This is a genomic window from Clostridium tanneri, from assembly GCF_033659955.1.
Taxonomy (GTDB): Bacteria; Bacillota; Clostridia; order Clostridiales; family Clostridiaceae; genus Clostridium_AM; species Clostridium_AM tanneri.
Map to the genome: position 1 here is coordinate 1 of NZ_JARUJP010000033.1, position 22,438 is coordinate 22,438.

A 22,438-nucleotide genomic window follows, 5' to 3' on the forward strand; every position below is an offset into this window, starting at 1 on the left:
TTTTTTATTTACAAATATAAGAATTACAGCCTCTTATGCCGATAACCTAAATGTGATATAAAAAGGATTCAAATTTTTCAGTTCTTGAAAAGATACAACGAAAAATTTGAATCCTTTTTAAATTAAAGTCAGTATTAGAGGCTGTTTTCTAAGTTAAGGTTGACAGAACGATAGAGATCTGTCCATATATAGGTAACTATATTTAACTTTTAAGGTTCTCTTTAATCAGAATACAGCTTTATTTAGCAGTCTGAAGTTTTTCAATACCTACTTTTATTCTTCTTATTGTTTCCTCTTTACCTAGAATTTCAGCTATTTCAAAGGCTCCTCCTGGAGAGGATTGTTTACCAGATACAGCAGTTCTAATTGGCCATAACACGATACCATTTTTCACGCCTAGTTCTTCCACTAACTCCATGCAGGAATTTTGGATATTATTTAGGTTCCAATCAGTTATGTTTTCGAATTTAGGTAATATTTTTTCAAGAGTCTCTAAGGAATTTTCGAAAGTAGTTTTCATCTTTTTGTGTAGATACATATCAATTGAGTATTCAGGTAGATCCTCAAATAAATCTATAAGCTCAGGAATTTGTGTTAATATTTCAACTCTTGTTTGCATTAGTTCACTTATCTTCATAAAGTCTAAGTCTTTAGTTATTACTTCCTTATAATAAGGAAGAGCCATTTTATTAAACTCATCTAAGGTTAACATTTTAATATATTCGCTGTTCATCCATCTTAGTTTAACATCATCAAATATTGATGGCGATTTATTTATGTTTCTATAGTCAAATACTTCAACTAATTCTTTTAAGCTAAATATCTCTTTTTCAGTACCTGGATTCCAACCTAAAAGAGCTATGTAGTTTAGAACTGCATCTTTTAGATAGCCTTTTTTAATTAGGTCTTCAAAGGAGGCATCTCCATTTCTCTTACTTAACTTATGCTGAGCATCCTTCATTATTGGAGGACAGTGAACATAAATCGGAATTTCCCATCCAAAAGCTTCATATAGTCTGTTGTATTTTGGAGATGATGATAAGTACTCACTTCCTCGAACAACATGGGTTATCCCCATAAGGTGATCGTCTACCACATTAGCAAAATTATATGTAGGGAAACCGTCAGATTTTATCAATACCATATCTTCAAGTTCGGAATTGTCTACAGAGATAGTTCCATAAATTTTATCATCAAAGGTTGTTGTTCCAGTAGTTGGGTTATTCTGTCTAATTACATAAGGAATACCAGATGATAACTTTTCCTCGATTTCTTCTTTTGAGAGGTGAAGACAATGTTTATCATATTTAGGTGTTTGTTTTTTAGCTTCTGCATCAGTTCTTAAAGCATCAAGTCTTTCCTTTGTGCAGAAACAATAATAAGCTTCACCCTTGTCTATTAGTTTTTTTGCATACTCTAAATATATAGCTGTTCTTTCACTTTGCACATATGGTTCTACAGGTCCGCCTATATCAGGACCTTCATCGTGCTTTAATCCTGTAATCTTTAAAGTATTGTAGATAATATCTAGAGCTCCCTCTACAAATCTTTCCTGGTCAGTATCTTCAACTCTAAATATAAAATCGCCGTCTTCATGCTTAGAGATTAAATAAGCGTATAATGCAGTTCTTAAATTACCAACGTGCATATATCCTGTTGGACTTGGCGCAAATCTTGTTCTAATTTTAGCCATTTTTTTCACTCCTATTTCTTTAAAATAAAAACCTCTCATCACCTGGACGAAAGGTAGTTTAGAAAAATATTACTCTTATTAAATGATATACTAATGAACATTTTGTGTCAAGTTACATTTATGTTCTACAATTTTTATTATCAATGATTTGTTTACAATTTATCAAAGAGGAGTGCATTATTTTTAACAAGCTTTTCAGCAATTTCATTAATGATAGTAACTATTGTAATCTATATGATAAATTGGAAAAGTGATGTTTCAACTGACTTAATATTAGCAATACTTTTAACTATAATCCTTATTATAGAGACAGCTTCATTTCTTGTGTGTAAATTTCCATCTAAAAAGTTAGTTATATCTACAAAAGAATATATCCTATATTTATATAAATGAAGGATGAGAAAAGAGCTTTTCTATAATTGAGGACTTATATTCTTCGATGATATATTTAATCATGTCGCTGCCATATTCCACAGGTGGAGTAATGTCAGCAGAACGGTAATAAGATATTAACCATATAAGTATAAAATATATATAAATGGGTATATAGTGTAGCAAAATTAAGATATATAATGAAAGATTGAGATATTCCCTAATAAAGATACGTAAAATATAATTGACATAAATAAATATTATTGTTATAAATAATATAGCACATATATTAAATAGTGTGCATATATTATTAATAAATAAAGATATTATGATGTGTAATTATTTGAATAATATATCATACAAGATTTAGGGGGAAAAATAAATGTCTATAAAAGTTGCTATTAATGGATTTGGAAGGATAGGAAGAGCAGCACTTAGAATTGCTCAGGAAAGATTAGATGATAACGTTGAGATTGTAGCTATTAATGCTAGAGCAGATAGTGATACCTTAGCTCATCTTTTCAGATATGATTCTTGTTATGGAAGATTTAGAGGAAACATAAAGACTACAGAAAACTCTATTATAATAAATGGTTCCGAAATTAAAATATATAATGAAAATGATCCTGAGAACTTGCCATGGAAAAAACTTGGTGTAGATATAGTTATCGAATCTACAGGAATCTTTAAAACTAAAGAAAAACTTATGAAACACATAAAGGCTGGTGCAAAAAAAGTTATATTAACTGCTCCAGCAAAGGATGAAGACATTACTGTTGTTATGGGAGTAAATGAAAAGGATTTAGATATAGAAAATCACAGTGTAATTTCAAATGCATCTTGTACTACTAACTGTTTAGCTCCTTTCGCTAAAGTTTTAGACGATAACTTTGGAATTGTAAAGGGACTAATGACAACTATACATTCCTATACAAATGACCAAAGAATATTAGATAAAACTCATAAGGATTTGAGAAGAGCAAGAGCAGCAGGGGAGTCAATAATACCAACTACTACAGGTGCTGCTAAAGCTGTAGAAAAGGTACTTCCAAATCTTAAAGGAAAGTTAAATGGATTCTCAGTAAGAATACCAACTCCTACAGTTTCCTTAACAGATTTAGTTTGTGAACTATCCAAACCTGTTACAGTAGAAGAGGTTAACAATGCATTTAAAGAAGCTGCAGAAGGATATATGGAAGGAATACTTGGATATTCAGAGGAACCACTTGTATCTATAGATTATAAAGGTGATGATAGGTCTTCTATAGTAGACGGTTTATCAACAATGGTAATTAGTGATAACATGATAAAAGTAGTTTCTTGGTATGATAATGAATGGGGATATTCCTGTAGAACTATAGATCTTGTAAACTATGTTGCTGAGTTAATGCAACAACAATACGACTATGATATGGATATAGCTGCTAACAGCTAAAAAATTATGGCTTTCCAAAAGGAAAGCCATAATTTTTTTATATAACTAATATAATTTAATGAGGGAGTTATTAGAATAGAGTAATTTTGTTAAGAAGGAAAATAATAAAAAATGTAGAAATTATTTATATAGAAGGGTTTAAAACTTAATTTATATATATTTAGAAATGCTGATGATTTAATAGAATAATTGATTGGGGGGAGTTATATGGCAGATTTAAGCGTAAACCTTCGTGGCATAAGATTAAAGAATCCAGTTATGCCTGCTGCTGGTCCACAGGTTAGAAATGCTGAGTGTATGATGGAATGTGTAAGACAGGGCGTAGGAGCTTTAGTTACAAAAACCATTTCTCAGGAGCCGGCGGAAATACCGAGGCCCTGTATGCAGCAAACTAAAAGTGGACTTTTTTTAAATAGTGAATTATGGTCTGAAATATCTGCAGAACAGTGGGTAAAGGAGGAATATGAAAAGTGTAAGTATTCTGGAGTACCTTTTATAGTAAGCTTAGGATATACTGCAGAAGAAATAGAAAGGCTGATACCTATAGTATCTCCTTATGCAGATGTAATAGAAATATCAACTCATTACATGGAAAAGGATATAGAGCCTGTAATCAAATCCTTAAAAATAGCAAAACTCACTGATAAACCCGTATATATAAAAATCAGCCCTGGTATTACTAAGATAGGATGGTATGTAAAAAGACTGGTAGAGGAAGGTGCTGATGGATTTGTCGCAATAAACTCCTTAGGTCCATGTCTCAATATCGATATAGAAACGGGATTACCCTATCTTGGTAGCGAAAAAGGATATGGATGGCTTTCAGGTAAGTCTTTAAATCCAATAGCCCTACGGTATGTTTATTCTATAGCAAATTCTGTAAAGGTTCCTGTAATTGGAGCAGGAGGAATTTCTAGCGGAGAAGATGTAATAGCTATGGTTATGGCAGGAGCATCTGCTGTCCAAATCTGTACTGCAGCTATACTGGAAGGACCAACTGTATACTCTAGAATAATAGGGGAAATGGATAGTTGGTTAAATAACCATGGGTACAATACTATTGAGGAAATAAGAGGCTTAACAGCTAGGAAGATAGCTGAAAGGAAGGTAATAACTTCACCAGTTTTTCCTAATATAGACAGGGGAAGATGTATATCCTGTGGAAAATGTGCTAGAGGCTGTACCTATAATGCTATAGAAATTAAGGATACAGCTGTTATAAATAAGACAAAGTGCTTTGGATGTGGATTGTGTATAACAAGATGTCCAGAGCTGGCAATAAAAATTTAACCAAGTAAAAACCCCATCCTGGAGATGGGGGTTTTTTATAGTGTCATATATTTTACGGATACACCTTTTACATCTAAAAGCTCTCTTTCAAGATCCTTTATTTTATCAAGCTCTGCACAGATATGTAAAATTATTAAACCTTTTTCAGAACAATGATCTGAATGAACTTCATGAAGACCTATCCTGGTTTTAATTATACAGCCATGTTTAGTTAAAACCGTTTGTACTTGAGGTGCATGAGCTGTTCTTGGATCAATTGTTAGAGCCATAATCACACTTTCCACAAAATCACTCCTTAATTAATAAATTGAATATATCTTTATTATTACCTAAAAAATTATTTTTAAAGATTAATAGTTTAAATGTCTTTTATAGCATCTCTTATCTGATCTAATAGAAGGTTCTTATCCATAGCATCTAAATCCTCAACAGAATTGACAATTGAGACAATCTTATTTCTAACTAAGCTAAATTTCTGTGGTAACTTACCAGGTATAAAGCTATCACCAGGTTTAGCTATAAAAGTAGAATAGCCATTGAGCTCTAGTAACTCCTTAAATCCCTGCTGGGCGTTACTGTCCCCGTGAACTAGTATTACTTTCTCTGGTTTAGCTCTTAGCCCTTCTAGCCAGTCTATAAGGCCATTCTGATCTGCATGACCTGAAAGACCGTGCATGTTATAAATCTTTGCATTTACGGCAATTTCTTCGCCAAATATCCTAACCTTCTTAGCACCTTCAATTATATTTCTTCCTAATGTGCCTTCCGCTTGATATCCTACAAATACTATAGAGCATTCTTTTCTCCACAAATTATGCTTTAAGTGATGCTTTATTCTCCCAGCCTCACACATGCCGCTAGCAGATATTATAATTGCTCCTTTTTGAATTTTATTAAGTTTCATCGATTCTTCAGCTGATTTTGTAAAGGTTAGACCATTGAACCATAAAGGGTCATCTCCACTATTTAAAAGCTTGGTAGCTTCATCATCATAATATTTGTGGTGTTTAGCAAATATTGCAGTAGATTCAGAGGCTAGAGGACTATCTACGTAAACAGAAACATTTGGCAGCATATTATTTTCTATATAATTATTTAAAGCATATAAAACCTCTTGGGTTCTTCCTACAGCAAAGGAAGGGATTATAACATTACCTCCTTTTCTAAAGGTACCTTTTATAATATCTGCGAAATCCTTTAGTTCTGAGGATAAATTGCCGTGAAGTCTGTTACCATAGGTGGTCTCCATAATTACATAATCTGCGTAATCAATAATAGTAGGATCTTTTAATATAGGTATATGCTTATTTCCAAGATCTCCGGTATAAACAATTTTAGTTTGTTTATTATCCTCAGATATAAGCATTTCTATTATAGCTGAACCTAATAGGTGTCCAGCATCTCTAAATCTAATTTTAAAGCCGTCGAAAGGTTCCACCCATTGGTCATAAGGATATCCTTTAAAAAGATACATGGAAACTTGGGCTATTTTTGAGGTATATAGAGGTTCTAGTAAAGGTAAACCTTGTCTAATTCTTTTTCTATTTTTCCACTCCATTTCAAATTCTTGAATATGTCCACTGTCTGCCAGCATTACATTACACAGATCTAATGTTCCTTCCGTGCATAGGACAGTTCCTTTAAATCCCTGCTTATATAGAAGAGGAATCCTCCCACTATGATCTATATGGGCATGGGATAGAATTACAAAATCAATGTCTTTAGGATTGAAGAAGAAGCTTTCGTTACCTCTATCATGCTCATCTTTTCCTTGATACATCCCGCAGTCTAACAAAATGTTTTTACCCTTAACTTTAAGTAAGTGGCAGGAGCCGGTAACGCAACCAGCTGCGCCATTAAATTCAATTTTCATCTAAATCCCCCTTTGTATATTGCTTGTATTAATCATATTATAATTTAAAAAAGTTTATGTTAATTACAGGTGATATTTATTTTTTTCATATGTAGGTAAATGTATACGCAAAAACTTAAACAACTAAAAGAGAGAGCATACCAGTATAAAAACCGGTATGCTCTCTCTTTTATAAATTAAATATACTTTCCTCTTCTTCTTCTTCTCTTAATATCTAGTATTTTTTTAACTATAAACGCTACAACGGCAACTGCAGCTAATACTACAAGAGCTGCTACACCATATATAGGTAAGTTAGTCTTTGTAACTGTTCCTTTCGGCACATTTGCGTATAGTTTATAATCCTTAGATGCGTTTCTTTCTTTAATCGCTAAAGTACCAATGGGATTGTTTCCTTTTAAGCTTGCAACAGTTATGTTATCTAGCTTTATTTCTTCTTTTAATTCACTTTTATTTACTGCATTGTTGTAGTATTTGCTATCATCCTTTATTACTACTGGTACATCTATAGTTCTCTCTGGGCCTATAAATCCTAAAGGCTTATACTTAACAGTTTTAGTTGTTATTACTGAGTCTTTTTTATGTAGAGTTTCAGGCTTTATAGAATAACTCCAGTCCATAATTTTTTTCATATCTTCAAAAACCATAGTATCATTTTGGTCATATACTGAATTCATCACAACTCCTAGAATTTTTCGTCCATCCTTTTCTTTTACAGCTACAAGGCACCTTCCTGCAGCGGCAGTATATCCAGTTTTACCTCCAATATAACCATCTTGTCCTAAAAGTTTATTTCTATTTTCTATTATGAATGTTGTACCTTTGGAAGTCTTTATGGTACTTTTTAACTTACCCATAGATTCTTTTACCCATGAATTCTGAGAGGCAGTCTTAGCAATTATACCTAAATCATAAGCTGTAGTATAATGATTTGCATCATGAAGCCCATTAGGTGTAATAAAATGGGTGTTTTTAAGACCTAATTTTTTTATTTCTTCATTCATTTTATTTTCAAAATCTTTTGCACTTGTTCCTACATTTTCAGCAATCATATAAGCAACATCGTTTCCGGAATAAAGTAAAAGACCGTCCATAGCATTTTCGGCAGACATCTTTTCGCCTACATCGATAGAATGTAAGTTTATGTTAAGAGAATATTCAGGTTGACTTTTAGCACCTTCTGTATAACTAAGCATATCTGTCTTGCCTTTATTTTCTGCAAGAAGTAATGCTGTCAAAAGCTTTGTAGTACTTGCAGGATACATTTGCTTGTCTATATCCTTTGCATAAATTATTTCACCTGTTTTCATATCTATTGTAATAGCTGCTTTACCATGAATTTCAGGTTCTACTTTTGTCGTATCCTCTGCAGCAAATACATTAAAGGTTAGTGAGAAAGTAAGAAAAAACGATAATAATAAAGGTAACTTTTTTGATTTCACGGCTCATCTCTCCATTTACAATAATTTTATATACATATTACAATATTAAATATTATAATTAGACTATAGATAAGGTTTTATTTATCTACAGAACTATTTTAAAGTATAACACTTAGAAAAAAAATTTACAATCTATATGAACCTGGTTATAAAAAATTAATCGAAAGTTATCACAAAATAACTATAGTGAAACCTATTGCAGGAGTGGAGGAATGTTGTATGTTAAATAAGGTAGAGAAAAGCTTTAAAAATAGAGAAGCCGGTATCTTAGGAAATCATAAAAAGAGTGCAGTAACTATTTTACTATTAGACGAAGGTGAAAAAACAAGTGTTATTTTTGAGGTCAGATCATTAACTTTGAGAAGACAACCTGGCGATATATGTCTGCCAGGTGGAAAAGTAGAAAAGGGAGAAACACCGAGAGAAGCGGCTATAAGAGAGACTATGGAAGAATTGAACTTACAAAGAGATGATATAGAAGTAATAGGAGATATGGATTATGTAGTTACTCCTTATGGTTTTATAATGTATCCTTTTGTTGCGAAGCTAAATAAAAGTGAAATTAAGCCTAATAGAGAAGAAGTTGACCATGTATTTAAGGTTCCGCTAGAGTTTTTTATAGAGAGTTCACCAGAGCTTTTCGAATTGCCTTTAGTACCGAATCCAGGAGAGGATTTTCCTTACCATTTAATAAGGAATGGTAAGGATTATCAATTTAGGGTTGGAAAGATACCTGAGTATTTTTATAAATATAATGATTATATTATATGGGGATTCACAGCTCTTATTATTAAAAGTTTTATCGATATAATAAAGTCAGATTAATATGGATATATACACTAATTACCTACTAGGATGAAAGAAAAAAGAAGGCTTTTAAGCAGAAGCCTTCTTTTTTGTCCGTGGAAAAAATATTAAAGACAAAACTATAAGTACCGCATAAATGATTAAATAAATTATTGGAATTAAGGCAACTGAATATAAAAATTTCAAGTACGCAAAAGCTGCTATAGAAACCACAAACCAGAAAATACAAACATAGGACATTTTTCTATTTCTTTCTCTCCAACTCTCCGGATCTTTCATATTCCCAATTATTTTTTCTCTATTAGAGTTATCAGGAGAACTTTTAACTGTCAAAAGTCTAAAATATAAGTAGGCAGCAATTGCAATTATAGCTACTGCTAAAAAGAAATATGAAAGGGATATACTTGGAAGATACATATGACCAACTCCTTTTCAATAAATTTTTATCATAGTTAGTTTAACCAAAAAATAAAAAAATAAGTAGTATATACTTTAATGGTATAAGCTACTTATTTACATTAATTTATTTTGCGACGGAATGATCCTTTTCTAGTTCCAAGCATTTTTGAACTTTTTCATAATATTCTTTTCCCCATTTACACATAGTGTCTAAAATAGGCATCAAGCTTTTTCCTTCAATTGTTAAAGAATATTCAACCTTTGGTGGAACTTGGGGGTATATTTTTCTATTAATCATACCATCTGCTTCAAGTTCTCTTAATTGTTGAGTTAGCATTTTCTGGGTAATTCCAGGCAGAGATTTTTTTACTTCGCTGAACCTTTTAGTTCCTCCTGTTCCCAGGTGCCATAGAATTAAGGGTTTCCATTTTCCGCCTATTATATCCAAAGTTAACTCCACAGAACAGGTATATTCTTTATTTCTTATCTTCATGACTTTGATTTCCTTGTCCATAAAACAACTCCCCTTTAAATTTGCTACGATGGATGATGGGATGCATGTAAACTAAGTATATTTTTTATACTTTTTTACTATTAAAGATGTACTTTATAATAAAGTAACTATCCAAGATTATATCACTTATACAGGCATTATTCAATTTAATTAATGCTAAAGAAATATTAGTAAAACAAAAGTCCAAATAGCAAAGGAATGAAAATTTTTAAAATTTGGTAAATTATATTCATTTTTACATATGGTTGTTGTATAATAGGGGTAACATGATAATATCTTTTTAGGAGAGGGTGTATGATAATGGAGGAATGCCCATTTTTATCAACGTACGAGAATGATGTAGAGTGTTTTAAGGATTGTGCTTTATATAACTACAAAGGGACAGGCGGTATTTGTCCTTTTAAAAATGTTCCTAGTTATAAGATGCACAGGGTTGATAGTGAAAAAAGTGATTTAGACTTTTTAGAAAGAGACTTAAACTTTATAAGAGAAACTTATTTAGAGAGACATAATCAATATCTATAAAGAATGGACAAAGGGTAAGATATTTTAATCTATAATTAAGATAAAGACTAGTAGAATTAATAGTTAAAAAGAGAAAAGTGCTGTTTTGATATATAATTTTAAAAATATAAAATGGTGATTATAACATAAAAGCGGCTATATCGCCGCTTTTACTAATTGCACAAGCTATTCTTCATAGTTACTTGAATACTTATGAAGCAATTCTTGTTTTAAATCCCACAGTTTTTTTGATAAATCTACATAGTAAGTATGAGGATTTTCGAATCTTAAAACCTCTGGCCACATTCGTTCAGTTTCTTGTTTAACAATTTCTCTTATATCCATAACTTCAGGACTTTCATAGACTAGCTGCCCCTTATCAAAAATCTGCACCATAAGCTCTTTAACATAATACTCTTTAATCTTTTTCTTTTTCCAAGTAAAAACAGGATCAAATATTTCTATAGGTTCATTTTCGTCTATTACTTCATCGTTTAACGTTATTAAGTCAGCAATAGCTTTATTTTCTGCCTTATCAAATATTCTATAGATCTTCTTAAAGCCTGGATTTGTTATTTTTTCTTCATTTTCGCTTATTTTTATTTTGGCTACTATATTTCCAGAGTTATCTTCCACTGCTGCTAACTTATATACTCCTCCGAAGACTGGCTCTGATTTGGCAGTAATTAGTCTTTCACCAACGCCAAAAGAATCTATATGAGCTCCTTGACTTAATACATCCCTGATAATAAATTCATCAAGAGAATTTGATACAATGATTTTTACATCACTGAAACCTTCTGCATCAAGAATTTCCCTGCATTTTTTTGAGAGATAAGTTATATCACCACTGTCTATTCTTATACCCTTAGGTCTATAACCTTTAGGAATAAGGACTTCATTGAAAACCTTTATAGCATTAGGTAGGCCGGACTTAAGTACATTGTATGTATCAATAAGTAAGATACAGTTATCTGGGTATACATCAGCCCAAGCCTTAAAGGATTCATATTCTGTTGGAAATAACTGAATCCAACTGTGAGCCATGGTACCTATGGCTGGAATTCCAAACATTTGCTCTGCGATAGCACATGCAGTAGAGGAACAACCTCCAATAGCAGCAGCCCTAGCACCGTATATAGCTCCATCGTAACCTTGAGCTCTTCTTGAACCAAATTCCATTACAGACTTTCCCTCTGCAGCTCTACAAATCCTATTGGCTTTAGTAGCTATTAAAGTTTGATGGTTTATTGTAAGAAGAATCATAGTTTCAATAAATTGTGCCTGAATAGCTGGACCTTTAACAGTAATTAAAGGCTCATTTGGAAACACCGGGTTTCCTTCTGGAACTGCCCAGACATCACAGCTAAATTGGAAGTTTTCTAAATAATCCAAAAACTCTTTTGAGAATATATTTTTACTCTTTAAGTACTCAACGTCATCCTTGGAAAACTTAAGGTTGGATAAGTATTCAATCACCTGTTGCACCCCAGCCATTATGCAGTAGCCACCGCCATCAGGAACTCTTCTAAAGAACATATCAAAATAAGCTATCTTGTTTCCAATATCGCTTTCAAGATACCCATTGCCCATTGTAAGTTCGTAAAAATCTACTAGCATTGTAAGATTTCTTCCGTTTCTCACATCAAAATTCTTAGTATATTCCATAACAAAAACTCCTCTACATGTTTTAATAAAATGAATAAAGTTAACAATTATGTATATACACATTGTAATACTTTACTAAAATTATTACAATAGTGTTAAAAAGTCTACTATTGTAAGCTTATAAATATATAATAGATATTATATATTTATAAGTTGAATTATGCAAAGGGAGAAAATGATGATTGGAAATAATAATTTAGATTCATACCAAAAAAGGGCAGTATTTGCAGAAGATAAAAATGTTCTGGTGGTAGCCCCACCAGGCAGTGGCAAAACTACTGTTATTATAAGTAGAATTGTACATCTTATAGTCAATAAAAGGGTTAGTGTTGATAACATGATAGTAATAACTTTTACAAGGGCTGCTGCTTTGAATATGAAGGAAAGATTTTTAAAGCTAACAAAAGCTAGCAGGTCTCCTTTTTTTGGAACCTTTCATGCCTTATTTTATAAAATACTATCTAGGCATAAAGGAGATATAAATATAATAAAAACCTCTGAGGTCTATAAGTTAGTTAATGGAGTGCTAATCTCCTTTCTTGACTCTGTAAGTGATGAAAAAGTTAAGGAGGTAATTAATGATATTTCACTTTTTAAAAATAGCCAAGTAGATATAAATGACTTTAAATCCAAGATAGATAAGGCAATATTTAGAGAATGCTTTACTGCTTATGAGAATTATAAAGAGGAAAATAGACTGATGGATTTTGATGATCTTCAGCTTAATACAAAAAAATTGTTTCTAGAAAAACCAGAACTTCTAGATGGATACAGATCACTTTTTAAATATATACTAGTTGATGAGTTTCAGGATTGCGATAAACTTCAAGTCGAGTTGCTACAAATGCTTGGAGTAGAGAACTCTATATTTGCAGTAGGAGATGAAGATCAATGTATATATGGTTTTAGGGGATCAAGACCAGACTGTATGGTTGAGTTTGACAGATATTTCAAAGATGGACAGAAGATATTTTTGCGTATTAATTATAGAAGCTCAGAGAATATAGTTTCCCTATCAAAAAAGTTAATTCAAAATAACAAAAACAGAAACAACAAGGAAATTGAAGCCAGTAAAAGTGAAAGGGGAAACATTAAGATATATAATGTGGAAAACGAGAAAAGTCAGTCAGAAAGAATTATAGAAAGTATAGAGGGCTTAATTAAAGAAAATAACTATACTTACAAAGACATGGCGATTTTATATAGGACCAATATGGAGAGTAGAAGTATTATTGAAGCCTTATTAAAAAAAGATATCCCCCTTATGCTTATGGACAAGGAGTATGATTTTTTTGAACACTTTGTATGCAAGGATATTATAGCTTTTTTAAAGCTAAGTATTGACAGTACTGATAGAGAAAGCTTTGTAAGAATAATAAATAAGCCCTTTAGATATATTAGTAAGGTTAATATTGAGAAAGTTAGAAAAAGTATAATTAAAGACAATTGCTTAGAAATACTAAGAAATATAGAGGATATGCCTATTTTTCAAATTAAAAATATTGAAACTTTAGAGAGGGATATTCTAAGGTTAAATAAAATGAATCTTAAGGATGCAATAAATTTTATCATAAATAATTTAGGGTACCTGGACTATATAAGAGAATATAGTCAGAGAGTGAAAGCTGATACTTCGGAACTGAAGGATGTTTTGGAAGAGTTTAAAGAAGCTGCAGAAGATTATAATAGTATAACCAACTTCCTTCTTCATATAGATACTCTAAAGGATCAGCTTAAAAAAAAGTCTAAGGACACAAATGGAGTTGTTTTGAGTACAATACATGGTGTAAAAGGGATGGAATTTACTAACGTATTTATAATTAACTGTGACGAGGAAGTTATACCTCACATAAACAGTATTCCGCAAAACCTAGAAGAAGAAAGAAGATTATTTTATGTAGCAATTACAAGAGCAATACATAATATATATATGTACACCACTAAAACCTTGAAAGGAAGGGGTAGGTCACTTTCGAGATTTATTAAGGAATTTGACATAGGTGTAGAGGAGCTACATAAGAAGGAAGCGGCAGTTAACATTCCTTATCAATTGGGGGAAGATATAGTCCACAAAACCTATGGTAGTGGAAAGATATCTAAAATTGAAGGAAAATATATAAGTATTATTTTTAGTAATGGTATAGAAAGAAAGTTTGATGCATTAGTGGTTATTGATAGTGGATTATTACATAAATACTAAGCAACAATTCCTTAAAATGCATTTAATGCAGCATTTTTACACATATTAAAATATAGGGACTCTAAAGGCCTTAAAACCTAGGAGAAAAAAATCTATGAAGGAGTATGAATATGCGAGGAAAACTATTAATTATTTCTGCTGTAGCTGTATCTTGTGCGGTATTTTTTGCAAGTTCATTAAGAAAAAATAACCTATCAAAAAACGTTGAACCACCGCCAGAAACAATTGAAGAGCCATCACCTTATAAAAAATATGGGTATAATATCGATGAAGCTTTGTCAAAATATAAAAATGCGTTGAAAAATACAAATACGCAGAAAGTAAAAATATATTGTATAGGTGAATCTAACACAAGAGGAGAATATTCCAGTGATGAGGTAAATAAGTCTTGGGTTGGAATAATGAAATCCTCTTTACAAAATAAGTACGGGAATGCAGGAGAAGGTTTTATTAGTGTATATGAAGGAGCATTACCTTCTGGCACTAATCCTAGATGGACATTAGGAGAAGGTTGGAGTGTTTCTGGCGCTAAAAATACTATTGTTTCTAATGTTGGCGGCTTTGGTGGTTGTTTTGCAACTTCTGCTAAAAATGCTTCACCAGCAACTTTAGTTTTCACTGGGACAGATTTAGATTTACTATACTCCAAGGTAACAGATGGTGGTACAGCTACAGTAACAATAGATGGTGCAGAAGTAGGAACTATAAATTGTTTAGGGGAAACAACTAGTTTCTCTCATAGAGTTTCTTATTCAGGTTTAAGCAACACTAAGCACACGCTGATAATAACTCCTAATGCAACAGCAAGTATTTATATAGAAGGTGCAATTGCTTTATCAAGTACAACAGGAATTCAAGTAGATAAAATAGCAATTTCCAGCAAAGGAGCAAGTTATTTTAATGCACTTTCACAAAAGAAAAGTTGGGACACATTAGCAGAGCCAAATTTAGTACTTTTATCCTTTGGACTTAATGAAGCAGCAAATGACGTTCCTGTTGAAGATTTTAAAGCGAACATGATAGACTTAGTAACCTATTGGCAAGAAAGAGGTAGTAATGTATGTTTAATTCCAAACCAAAAACCTGCTGATACATGGACAACAAATTGGGCTGCATATGTAGCATCTATGTATGAAATAGCAGATACTTATAACACTGGCATTATAGATATTTATAAAGCATATTTTGAAGATTATACTGAAGCACAAAAACAGGGCCTATTTGGAATGGGAGCTAACGATTACTCTGGTGGCAGCGGAACAAATACTGGTCACCCTAGTGACAAAGGTTATAAATATATTGGAGAAGTTGTTTATAATAATATACAATAATAGCTGATTGTTATTATAAACAAACAAAATGTGATACATTATTAAGTGGCTATGTAACAAAGTCTTTGACTTCTACATAATATATGATATACTATATATAGATTTGAATACAAAGATAAAAATCAGGAGGGAAACCAATGGTTGCATTTCAAAAAATGTGGGATGATGTAAATGTAATTTTATCAAAGGATGAAATTAAGAATATTGATATAGTGGAAAAATTTCAGAGTGGTTTTGTAGTTAAAGATAACGATAACACTCATTTTGTAACTAAGGATGATTTTGTGGACTTCTGGTGCAATATGCTTTGCTATAATGAGGTTGAAAAAGGTGAACTTTTAAAGGGCGAAAGATCAGGATTAAAGTATGTTTACGAAATAATAAAAACATTACCATATATAAATGAAAATGAAGGTACATTAAAGATAACAGAGTAGTTTATTGAATGTTTATTCATAATGTTATATAATTTTATTAAGCTCATATTCTAAGAATATGAGCTTTTAAATTATCAAAAAAGAGGTATGAAATATGGACAACATTAATATAAATACCCAAGACGTTATATTTGCATTGGATATAGGTACCCGTTCAGTAATAGGCACAGCGGGGATTGTAAAGGATAAGAAATTTCATGTAGTGGCGGAATATTCTATAGAACATGAAGAAAGGTCTATGATAGATGGACAAATTCATGATATAGGGCTAGTTGCTGCGGCAGTGAACAATGTAAAGAAAAAGCTGGAAGAAAGTCTAAATATGAAGATGGAAAAGGTTGCAATTGCTGCAGCTGGAAGATTTTTGAGAACAGTAATTTCAAAGGCTGAACTTAAATTAGACTATGATAGAGAAATAGATAATGATACAGTGAGAAGTCTTGAACTTACAGCAGTTAAAGCTGCTGAAGAAGAAATTAATGACCAAAGTGAAGGAAAGCTCTATTGTGTTGGGTACAGTGTCAGAAATTATTTTTTAAACGGATATATAATAAATAATTTGCTTGCACATAAGGGAGAAATCATATCAGCGGAAATTATAGCAACATTTTTGCCAAGATCTGTAGTGGATAGCCTTTATGCAGTTATGAATAAAGTAGGGCTTCAAGTGGCAAGTTTAACTTTAGAGCCTATAGCAGCTATGGAAGCAGCTATACCCAAGAATTTAAGGCTTCTAAATATAGCACTAGTAGATATAGGTGCAGGAACTTCTGATATAGCTATAAGCAGCAAGGACAGCATAAGTGCCTATGGGATGGTTCCAATTGCTGGTGATGAGATAACAGAGACTATAGCACAAAGTTATTTAGTAGACTTCAACACTGCAGAGAATATAAAGAAGGATTGTACTAACAAGGAGATAATCTCTTATGTAGATGTATTGGGTTTAGAAAATGAGATAACTTCTGAAGAAGTAATTAAACTAATTACTCCTGTTGTGAGAAAAATAGCAGAGGAAATAGGCGCTACTGTTATAAGATTAAATGGAGATAAATCCCCAAATGCTATATTTCTTGTTGGAGGTGGAGCGCATACCCCAATGCTTAAAGAATTTTTGGCGGAAAAGCTTAATATACCTATCCAAAGAATCGGAATAAGAGGAAGAGATGCAGTAGTCGATTGTGTCTGTCAGGATAATTCTATGGGAAGTATTGGGGTAACAGTTCTTGGTATCGCATTGATTTCAATAAAAAGGCTAGGTCATGACTTTATTGATGTAACGGTGAATGGAACGGTGATTAGTTTATTTAATTCACATAAGCATACAGTAATGGACGTTATGATGCAGGCTGGAGTTGATCCTAAGATACTTATAGGTAAAAACGGAAGAAATATGAGATTTAATTTAAATGGCATAAAACGAGTTGCCTTTGGCTCACTTGCTTCCAATGCAGAAATTTTTATAAATGGAGTTGCAAAAAGCATAGATGAAGAGGTAAAAGAGGGAGATACCATAAACATTATCTATGCTAAAGCTGGAAAAGATGCATCGCCAAAGATAAAGGACTATGTTAAGAAACTTTACTCAGTAAGTTTTTTTATTAATGACATAATAGAAAATTTAGAACCTATTGGCATTATTAATGGGAAAAAAGCAGGTATAGAGGATGATATTAGAGAAGGGGACGAAGTACAAATAATATTTCCTGAAACCTTGGGAGATTATAAAAAGTATTATACAGATAATTCATTAGATTATAAGTACTTTTTAGATGGAGTGGAATTGTCAGATAACTATGTTATAAAGGATGAAAATAGGATATATAGAATTAAGAATGAAGAATCTGAAAGAGTTGACGGAAGCTTAAAAGAAGAGATTGTTGAAAAAGGTAAAGAAGACAATAACTTCAGCAGCAGTACAGAAAGCTATAATATTGATAATGACAAAGATACTATCAGTGAAGTAAGCAGCAGAGAGTATATAGATCTTGAGTTAGATAAAAATAATTCTGAGGAAATTGAGATTATAGTTAACGATAAATCTATTACTCTAAAGGGTAAGAAGGAGTATATATTTGTAGATATTTTTAACTACATAGAATTTGATTTAACGGTACCAAAAGGAAACCTTTATCTACGCTTAAATGGAAATAGTGTAGGATATTACGATAGCCTTAAAAACGGAGATCAGATAGAACTAGGTTGGGAATAAGAAAGTTAATAACTAAATATAAATGTTATTTCATAATTGTTAATTAAAAAGATTGGAGAGTTGACAATGGAACTAGATTTTTTTAAGATGGCTAAAGAAATTAAGGATGAATTAGTAGAAATAAGAAGAGACTTTCATAAAAATCCAGAGCTTGGTTATGAGGAGCATAGAACCTCAGAAAAGATAAAAGATTTTCTAAGAAGAGAGGGAATAGAGTTCTCAGAAACTGCTGGAACTGGTGTATGTGCAATAATAAGAGGTAATGGTGAAAAGACAATAGGTATAAGAGGAGATATAGACGCTCTTCCACTGGAAGATAAAAAGGGATGTGCGTATAGTTCTGCAGTAAAAGGAAAAATGCATGCCTGCGGACATGATGCTCACACTACTATACTTCTTGGAGTAGGAAAGGTTTTAAATAGGGTTAAAGATAGATTAAATGGAAACATAAAATTACTATTTGAGCCAGCGGAAGAAACTACTGGCGGAGCGCAGGTTATGATAAAGGAAGGAGTTCTTGAAAGGCCTCATGTAGACAGCGTCATAGGACTACATGTAGATGAGAACATAGAAGTAGGTAAGGTTGGAATTAAGTGGGGAGTAGTTAACGCTGCATCTAATCCCTTTACTATAAAAATAAAAGGTAGGGGAGCGCATGGGGCACGTCCTCATACTGGAATAGATCCAATAGTTATAGGAAGCTCTGTAGTTATGGCTCTTCAAAATATAATAAGCAGGGAGCTTCCTCCAACGGATCCAGCAGTTTTAACAATAGGTTCTTTTCATGGAGGTACTGCTCAAAATATAATCCCTGAAGAAGTGGTTATTTCAGGAATTATAAGGACCATGAGAACAGAACATAGAGAATATGTTAAGAAAAGACTTGTGGAAGTGGTGGAAGGAATAGTTCTCTCTATGAGAGGACAGTGCGAGATAGATATAGAAGAAAGTTACCCATGTCTGTACAATAATGATGATACAGTAAAGACGCTTTTAAGTTCAGCAGAGAGGGTTATAGGAAAAGAAAATATAAAAATACTAGATAGCCCAAGTATGGGCGTTGAAAGTTTTGCATATTTCTCTATGGAAAGGCCAGCTGCTTTTTACTATCTAGGCGCTAGAAACGAAAGTAAAGGAATAATACATCCTGCCCATGGAAGTCTATTTGATATTGATGAAGACTGTTTACCTATTGGTGTAGCAATACAATGTGAAACTGCTTTTAGATTACTTAAATAGCTTATATAAATAAAAGGCGAGGTAATTTAGTTACTCTAAGTTATCTCGTCTTTTCTAGCTTTTATGATTTACAAGTAATAGTTGTTGTGAAAATCCTAAATATAAATACAGTAAATGTGTTGCTTTTGGGAATAATAGTAGTATATAATTAGATGTTGTTAATGTATAAACTGTCAATATGAATATAAAAATGAAGATTGATGTAGAAAAGTAAGCAATCCCCTACAATTTTGTAGTGATGATTTATTCCTTTGATTAAAAAAGAACTATCATTAATAAATATAGGAGTGGATTTAATGAGAATAGAGATAGGACCAAATGAAGCAGGTCAGAGATTAGATAAATTTTTAAGAAAGTGGCTTAAGGACGTACCTTTAAGTGCTATATATAAGAGTATTAGAAAAGGCGATGTAAAAATTAATGGAAAAAAAGCAAAAGAAAAGTACTCTTTAGAGGAAGGTGACATACTGGAGACTAGAGAAATAGTTACAGAACAAAAGAAGGAAAAGTTCAACAGAATAGAAAATGAATTTTTAAAAGTGATTTACGAAGATGATAATATGCTTTTAGTAGAAAAGTGGCCAGGAGTTTTAGTACACTCTGATAGAAAGAATGGAGCTCCTACTCTTACTGATTATGTGCTCTCTTATTTATTTGATAAGGGTGATTACAGACCAGAAAGTGAAATAACTTTCATACCAGCACCTTGTAATAGATTAGATAGAAATACTTCTGGTATTGTAATTTTTGGAAAGAATTTTGAGGCTCTAAAGTTATTAAATGAAATGATAAGAGAAAGAAAAATAGAAAAGTATTATCAAGCTGTAGTAAGCGGAAGAATTAAAGATGGCCTATATGAGGCTTATATATCTAAAGATGAAGGAGAGAATATCTCTAAGGTTTTTGAAGAACCAAGAAAAAATACTAAGAAAATATCTACAGATGTTAAAACTATTAAGAGTATTGGAACCTTTTCATTAGTAGAATTAGAATTATTAACAGGAAGAAGTCATCAATTAAGAGCTCACTTAAGTCATCTAGGCAATCCTATTGTAGGAGACAGTAAATATGGAACAGCAAAGTCAAATAGCTTTTTTGTAAATAAGTATGGATTAAACTACCAGTTCTTATATGCATATAAACTAATTTTTAAGGATTGTCCGGAAAAGCTAGCTTATATGGAAAATAAAACTATTGCAGCAGCGTTGCCACCAGTACTCAAAAAGATCAAAAAGGATCTATTTGATAAGTTTTAAAATTTCTCAAGAACAGATGCTTTAAAGGTAGTAAATATAGAAAATTAATATTAGTGATATAATAGTGTATGAAAGTCATATGTTATAATATCATGCACTATTAAGGTTGTGTATAGGGAGTTTTTATTATGAAGGAACAATCAACCACCAGAGGATTTGCTATATTATCTGCGGCAACTATGATGGTGAAGATTTTATCTTTACTTTACATACCATTTTTGAGATTAATAATAGGCGATGAAGGGTATGGAATATATGGCGCTTCTTACCAAGTATATGCTTTTGTGTTTGTTTTAACGAATTCTGGTATACCAGTAGCCATATCTAAGCTTATTTCAGAACTTACTGCGGTAAGAAATTATAAAGATGCTGTAAAAGGCTTTAAAATAGCAAGATTTATTCTGCTAGCTATAGGGATTTTGATGGCTAGCTTGCTGCTTATTTTTGCAGAACCTTTAGCAAGAGCTGTCCATTATAATAAGGCCTATTTGCCAATTTTGACACTAGCACCGGCAGTTTTATTTACATCAATTGCTTCTGCTTATAGAGGATATTTTCAAGGAAGAGGAAATATGACTCCTACAGCAGTTTCGCAGGTTATAGAGCAGGTAACAAATACTGTTTTTGGACTGATTTTTGCTCTATACCTCTTAAAATATGGTGTAGAAGCTAGCTATGCTGGACCGCCGATAGGTACTTCACTAGGAGCCCTTGCCTCTGCAACTTTCTTAATATTCTACTATGAAAGAAACAAAACCTTTAGAGTCCCTAAAGGATACCTAAATGAGGATAACAGAAGACTTACTACTAAAGCATTAGTAAGAAGAATAATAAAATATGGAATTCCTATAACTGTTTCTGTAGGAATGACCTATGCTGGTAACATAGTAGATTTGTATAATACAAAGGTTAGACTTATGGCAGGGGGAGTACCTGAAGTTCAGGCTACAATACTATATGGGTTTTTAACTAAATATCAACAGTTATTGAATGTGCCAATAGCTATTATATCTTCATTATCTATGGCTATTTTACCGGCAATATCTGCAGCAGTTGCTGTTGGGGATAGAGATAGAGTAAAAGGTAATATTAACTATTCGCTTAAGCTTTGCTTTCTAATTGCAGTACCTTGTGCCGTTGGACTGGCTGTTTTAAGTGATCCAGTATTCCAAATGCTTAAATTTGGAGGAGGATCCTACATTATGGCATATGGATCTATTGTACTTATATTGATGTCTGTTATGCAGATTCAGACTACAATTCTTCAAAGCATAGGAAAGCTTTATACTGCAACCTTGTATTCAGTGTTAGGTATAGTTTGTAAGATTATTGCTAATTATTTTTTAATAGCAATTCCAAGTGTAAATATATTAGGAGCTGTTGGTGGAAGTGTGATAGGCTTTGCAATTCCAATAATTCTAAATCATAGAATAATAATAAAATCCCTAGGAGTAAGACTAGGACTTCTAAGGCATTCTGTTAAACCGGTTATTGCGTCAGCTATCATGGCTGCCATAATCTTTATTGTACGTTATGAGATTTGTGGTTTCCTTGGATTAGTTACTAAAGGGTATGTGGTTAACGTGATACTAACGACGGTTTCTATCATTATAGGAATGCTTGCTTACCTGGTAGCATTGATGATTACTGGAGGAATAAGAAAAGAAGATTTAGAAACTATGCCTCGAAAGCTAGTAAGACTAATTCCTGGTTTTGTCATGAAGAGAATAAGATAAGAAAGGTTGATGATAACGAAAGTTATCGTC

18 protein-coding genes are annotated in these 22,438 nt (G+C 32.2%); 11 read left to right on the forward strand and 7 right to left on the reverse strand.

Translation table 11 applies throughout. The annotated features are described in order from the left end of the window. Positions 1-238 precede the first annotated feature (238 nt). Positions 239-1,693 (reverse strand): glutamate--tRNA ligase, encoded by a 1,455-nt coding sequence (gltX, locus tag P8V03_RS17425; protein ID WP_318799151.1) that lies wholly within the window; start codon positions 1,691-1,693, stop codon positions 239-241. Between the two features lie 754 nt (positions 1,694-2,447). Here gltX and gap point away from each other — a divergent pair. Beyond that, a complete protein-coding gene (gene gap, locus P8V03_RS17430; protein ID WP_261672043.1) occupies positions 2,448-3,500 on the forward strand; it encodes a type I glyceraldehyde-3-phosphate dehydrogenase in 1,053 nt (350 codons plus the stop codon). Positions 3,501-3,707: 207 nt separating this feature from the next. Next, positions 3,708-4,790 (forward strand): 4Fe-4S dicluster-binding protein, encoded by a 1,083-nt coding sequence (locus P8V03_RS17435; RefSeq protein WP_261672044.1) that lies wholly within the window; start codon positions 3,708-3,710, stop codon positions 4,788-4,790. Between the two features lie 35 nt (positions 4,791-4,825). On the opposite strand, the gene P8V03_RS17440 is transcribed toward P8V03_RS17435, so the two are convergent. The 3 genes from P8V03_RS17440 to P8V03_RS17450 form a co-directional block, all read right to left on the reverse strand. Then, entirely contained in the window at positions 4,826-5,074 is a 249-nt protein-coding gene (locus P8V03_RS17440) for a CPF_0552 family protein (RefSeq protein ID WP_261672045.1), read from the reverse strand. Positions 5,075-5,148: 74 nt separating this feature from the next. After that, entirely contained in the window at positions 5,149-6,663 is a 1,515-nt protein-coding gene (locus tag P8V03_RS17445; protein ID WP_318799152.1) for an MBL fold metallo-hydrolase, read from the reverse strand. Between the two features lie 176 nt (positions 6,664-6,839). After that, positions 6,840-8,105: a D-alanyl-D-alanine carboxypeptidase family protein gene (locus tag P8V03_RS17450; protein ID WP_318799153.1), complete on the reverse strand. Its 1,266-nt coding sequence runs from the start codon at positions 8,103-8,105 to the stop codon at positions 6,840-6,842. Between the two features lie 219 nt (positions 8,106-8,324). Between P8V03_RS17450 and P8V03_RS17455 the strand changes: the two genes are divergently transcribed. Then, positions 8,325-8,930, forward strand: coding sequence for an NUDIX hydrolase (locus P8V03_RS17455; RefSeq protein WP_318799154.1), 606 nt, complete (start codon positions 8,325-8,327; stop codon positions 8,928-8,930). A gap of 51 nt (positions 8,931-8,981) precedes the next feature. On the opposite strand, the gene P8V03_RS17460 is transcribed toward P8V03_RS17455, so the two are convergent. Both P8V03_RS17460 and P8V03_RS17465 read right to left on the reverse strand, forming a co-directional pair. Beyond that, on the reverse strand, positions 8,982-9,329 hold the full coding sequence (locus P8V03_RS17460) for a hypothetical protein (RefSeq protein ID WP_318799155.1): 348 nt from the start codon (positions 9,327-9,329) through the stop codon (positions 8,982-8,984). Between the two features lie 106 nt (positions 9,330-9,435). Beyond that, positions 9,436-9,825 carry a winged helix-turn-helix transcriptional regulator gene (locus P8V03_RS17465; RefSeq protein WP_261672050.1) on the reverse strand — a complete coding sequence of 130 codons (390 nt, stop codon included), beginning with the start codon at positions 9,823-9,825 and terminating at the stop codon, positions 9,436-9,438. Between the two features lie 294 nt (positions 9,826-10,119). On the opposite strand from P8V03_RS17465, the gene P8V03_RS17470 reads away from it, so the two are divergent. Next, positions 10,120-10,350 (forward strand): hypothetical protein, encoded by a 231-nt coding sequence (locus P8V03_RS17470; RefSeq protein ID WP_261672051.1) that lies wholly within the window; start codon positions 10,120-10,122, stop codon positions 10,348-10,350. A 165-nt stretch (positions 10,351-10,515) separates the two neighbouring features. Here P8V03_RS17470 and P8V03_RS17475 read toward each other — a convergent pair whose 3' ends face one another. Continuing rightward, positions 10,516-11,997, reverse strand: a complete 1,482-nt coding sequence (locus P8V03_RS17475) for a nicotinate phosphoribosyltransferase (RefSeq protein WP_318799156.1) — start codon at positions 11,995-11,997, stop codon at positions 10,516-10,518. Positions 11,998-12,175: 178 nt separating this feature from the next. On the opposite strand from P8V03_RS17475, the gene P8V03_RS17480 reads away from it, so the two are divergent. From P8V03_RS17480 to P8V03_RS17510, 7 genes are all read left to right on the forward strand, one after another. Then, complete coding sequence (locus P8V03_RS17480) at positions 12,176-14,197, forward strand: ATP-dependent helicase (protein WP_318799157.1); 2,022 nt, start codon at positions 12,176-12,178, stop codon at positions 14,195-14,197. Positions 14,198-14,307: 110 nt separating this feature from the next. Beyond that, positions 14,308-15,528 (forward strand): SGNH/GDSL hydrolase family protein, encoded by a 1,221-nt coding sequence (locus tag P8V03_RS17485; protein WP_318799158.1) that lies wholly within the window; start codon positions 14,308-14,310, stop codon positions 15,526-15,528. Positions 15,529-15,665: 137 nt separating this feature from the next. Beyond that, a complete protein-coding gene (locus P8V03_RS17490) occupies positions 15,666-15,965 on the forward strand; it encodes a hypothetical protein (RefSeq protein WP_261672055.1) in 300 nt (99 codons plus the stop codon). A 94-nt stretch (positions 15,966-16,059) separates the two neighbouring features. Continuing rightward, positions 16,060-18,177 (forward strand): cell division protein FtsA, encoded by a 2,118-nt coding sequence (locus tag P8V03_RS17495; RefSeq protein ID WP_318799159.1) that lies wholly within the window; start codon positions 16,060-16,062, stop codon positions 18,175-18,177. A 66-nt stretch (positions 18,178-18,243) separates the two neighbouring features. Then, on the forward strand, positions 18,244-19,416 hold the full coding sequence (locus tag P8V03_RS17500; protein WP_318799161.1) for a M20 metallopeptidase family protein: 1,173 nt from the start codon (positions 18,244-18,246) through the stop codon (positions 19,414-19,416). A gap of 296 nt (positions 19,417-19,712) precedes the next feature. Next, entirely contained in the window at positions 19,713-20,672 is a 960-nt protein-coding gene (locus tag P8V03_RS17505; RefSeq protein ID WP_261672058.1) for an RluA family pseudouridine synthase, read from the forward strand. Positions 20,673-20,800: 128 nt separating this feature from the next. Then, positions 20,801-22,408: a putative polysaccharide biosynthesis protein gene (locus P8V03_RS17510; RefSeq protein ID WP_318799162.1), complete on the forward strand. Its 1,608-nt coding sequence runs from the start codon at positions 20,801-20,803 to the stop codon at positions 22,406-22,408. The last annotated feature ends 30 nt before the right edge of the window (positions 22,409-22,438 follow it).

Coding starts and splice junctions, on each gene's coding strand:
- P8V03_RS17510 (WP_318799162.1), top strand. CDS start 20,801: ATGAAGGAACAATCAACCACCAGAGGATTTGCTATATTATCTGCGGCA.
- P8V03_RS17435 (WP_261672044.1), top strand. CDS start 3,708: ATGGCAGATTTAAGCGTAAACCTTCGTGGCATAAGATTAAAGAATCCA.
- P8V03_RS17445 (WP_318799152.1), bottom strand. CDS start 6,663: ATGAAAATTGAATTTAATGGCGCAGCTGGTTGCGTTACCGGCTCCTGC.
- P8V03_RS17460 (WP_318799155.1), bottom strand. CDS start 9,329: ATGTATCTTCCAAGTATATCCCTTTCATATTTCTTTTTAGCAGTAGCT.
- P8V03_RS17470 (WP_261672051.1), top strand. CDS start 10,120: ATGATAATGGAGGAATGCCCATTTTTATCAACGTACGAGAATGATGTA.
- P8V03_RS17495 (WP_318799159.1), top strand. CDS start 16,060: ATGGACAACATTAATATAAATACCCAAGACGTTATATTTGCATTGGAT.
- P8V03_RS17455 (WP_318799154.1), top strand. CDS start 8,325: ATGTTAAATAAGGTAGAGAAAAGCTTTAAAAATAGAGAAGCCGGTATC.
- P8V03_RS17465 (WP_261672050.1), bottom strand. CDS start 9,825: ATGGACAAGGAAATCAAAGTCATGAAGATAAGAAATAAAGAATATACC.
- P8V03_RS17490 (WP_261672055.1), top strand. CDS start 15,666: ATGGTTGCATTTCAAAAAATGTGGGATGATGTAAATGTAATTTTATCA.
- P8V03_RS17500 (WP_318799161.1), top strand. CDS start 18,244: ATGGAACTAGATTTTTTTAAGATGGCTAAAGAAATTAAGGATGAATTA.
- P8V03_RS17505 (WP_261672058.1), top strand. CDS start 19,713: ATGAGAATAGAGATAGGACCAAATGAAGCAGGTCAGAGATTAGATAAA.
- P8V03_RS17480 (WP_318799157.1), top strand. CDS start 12,176: ATGATTGGAAATAATAATTTAGATTCATACCAAAAAAGGGCAGTATTT.
- gap (WP_261672043.1), top strand. CDS start 2,448: ATGTCTATAAAAGTTGCTATTAATGGATTTGGAAGGATAGGAAGAGCA.
- gltX (WP_318799151.1), bottom strand. CDS start 1,693: ATGGCTAAAATTAGAACAAGATTTGCGCCAAGTCCAACAGGATATATG.
- P8V03_RS17475 (WP_318799156.1), bottom strand. CDS start 11,997: ATGGAATATACTAAGAATTTTGATGTGAGAAACGGAAGAAATCTTACA.
- P8V03_RS17485 (WP_318799158.1), top strand. CDS start 14,308: ATGCGAGGAAAACTATTAATTATTTCTGCTGTAGCTGTATCTTGTGCG.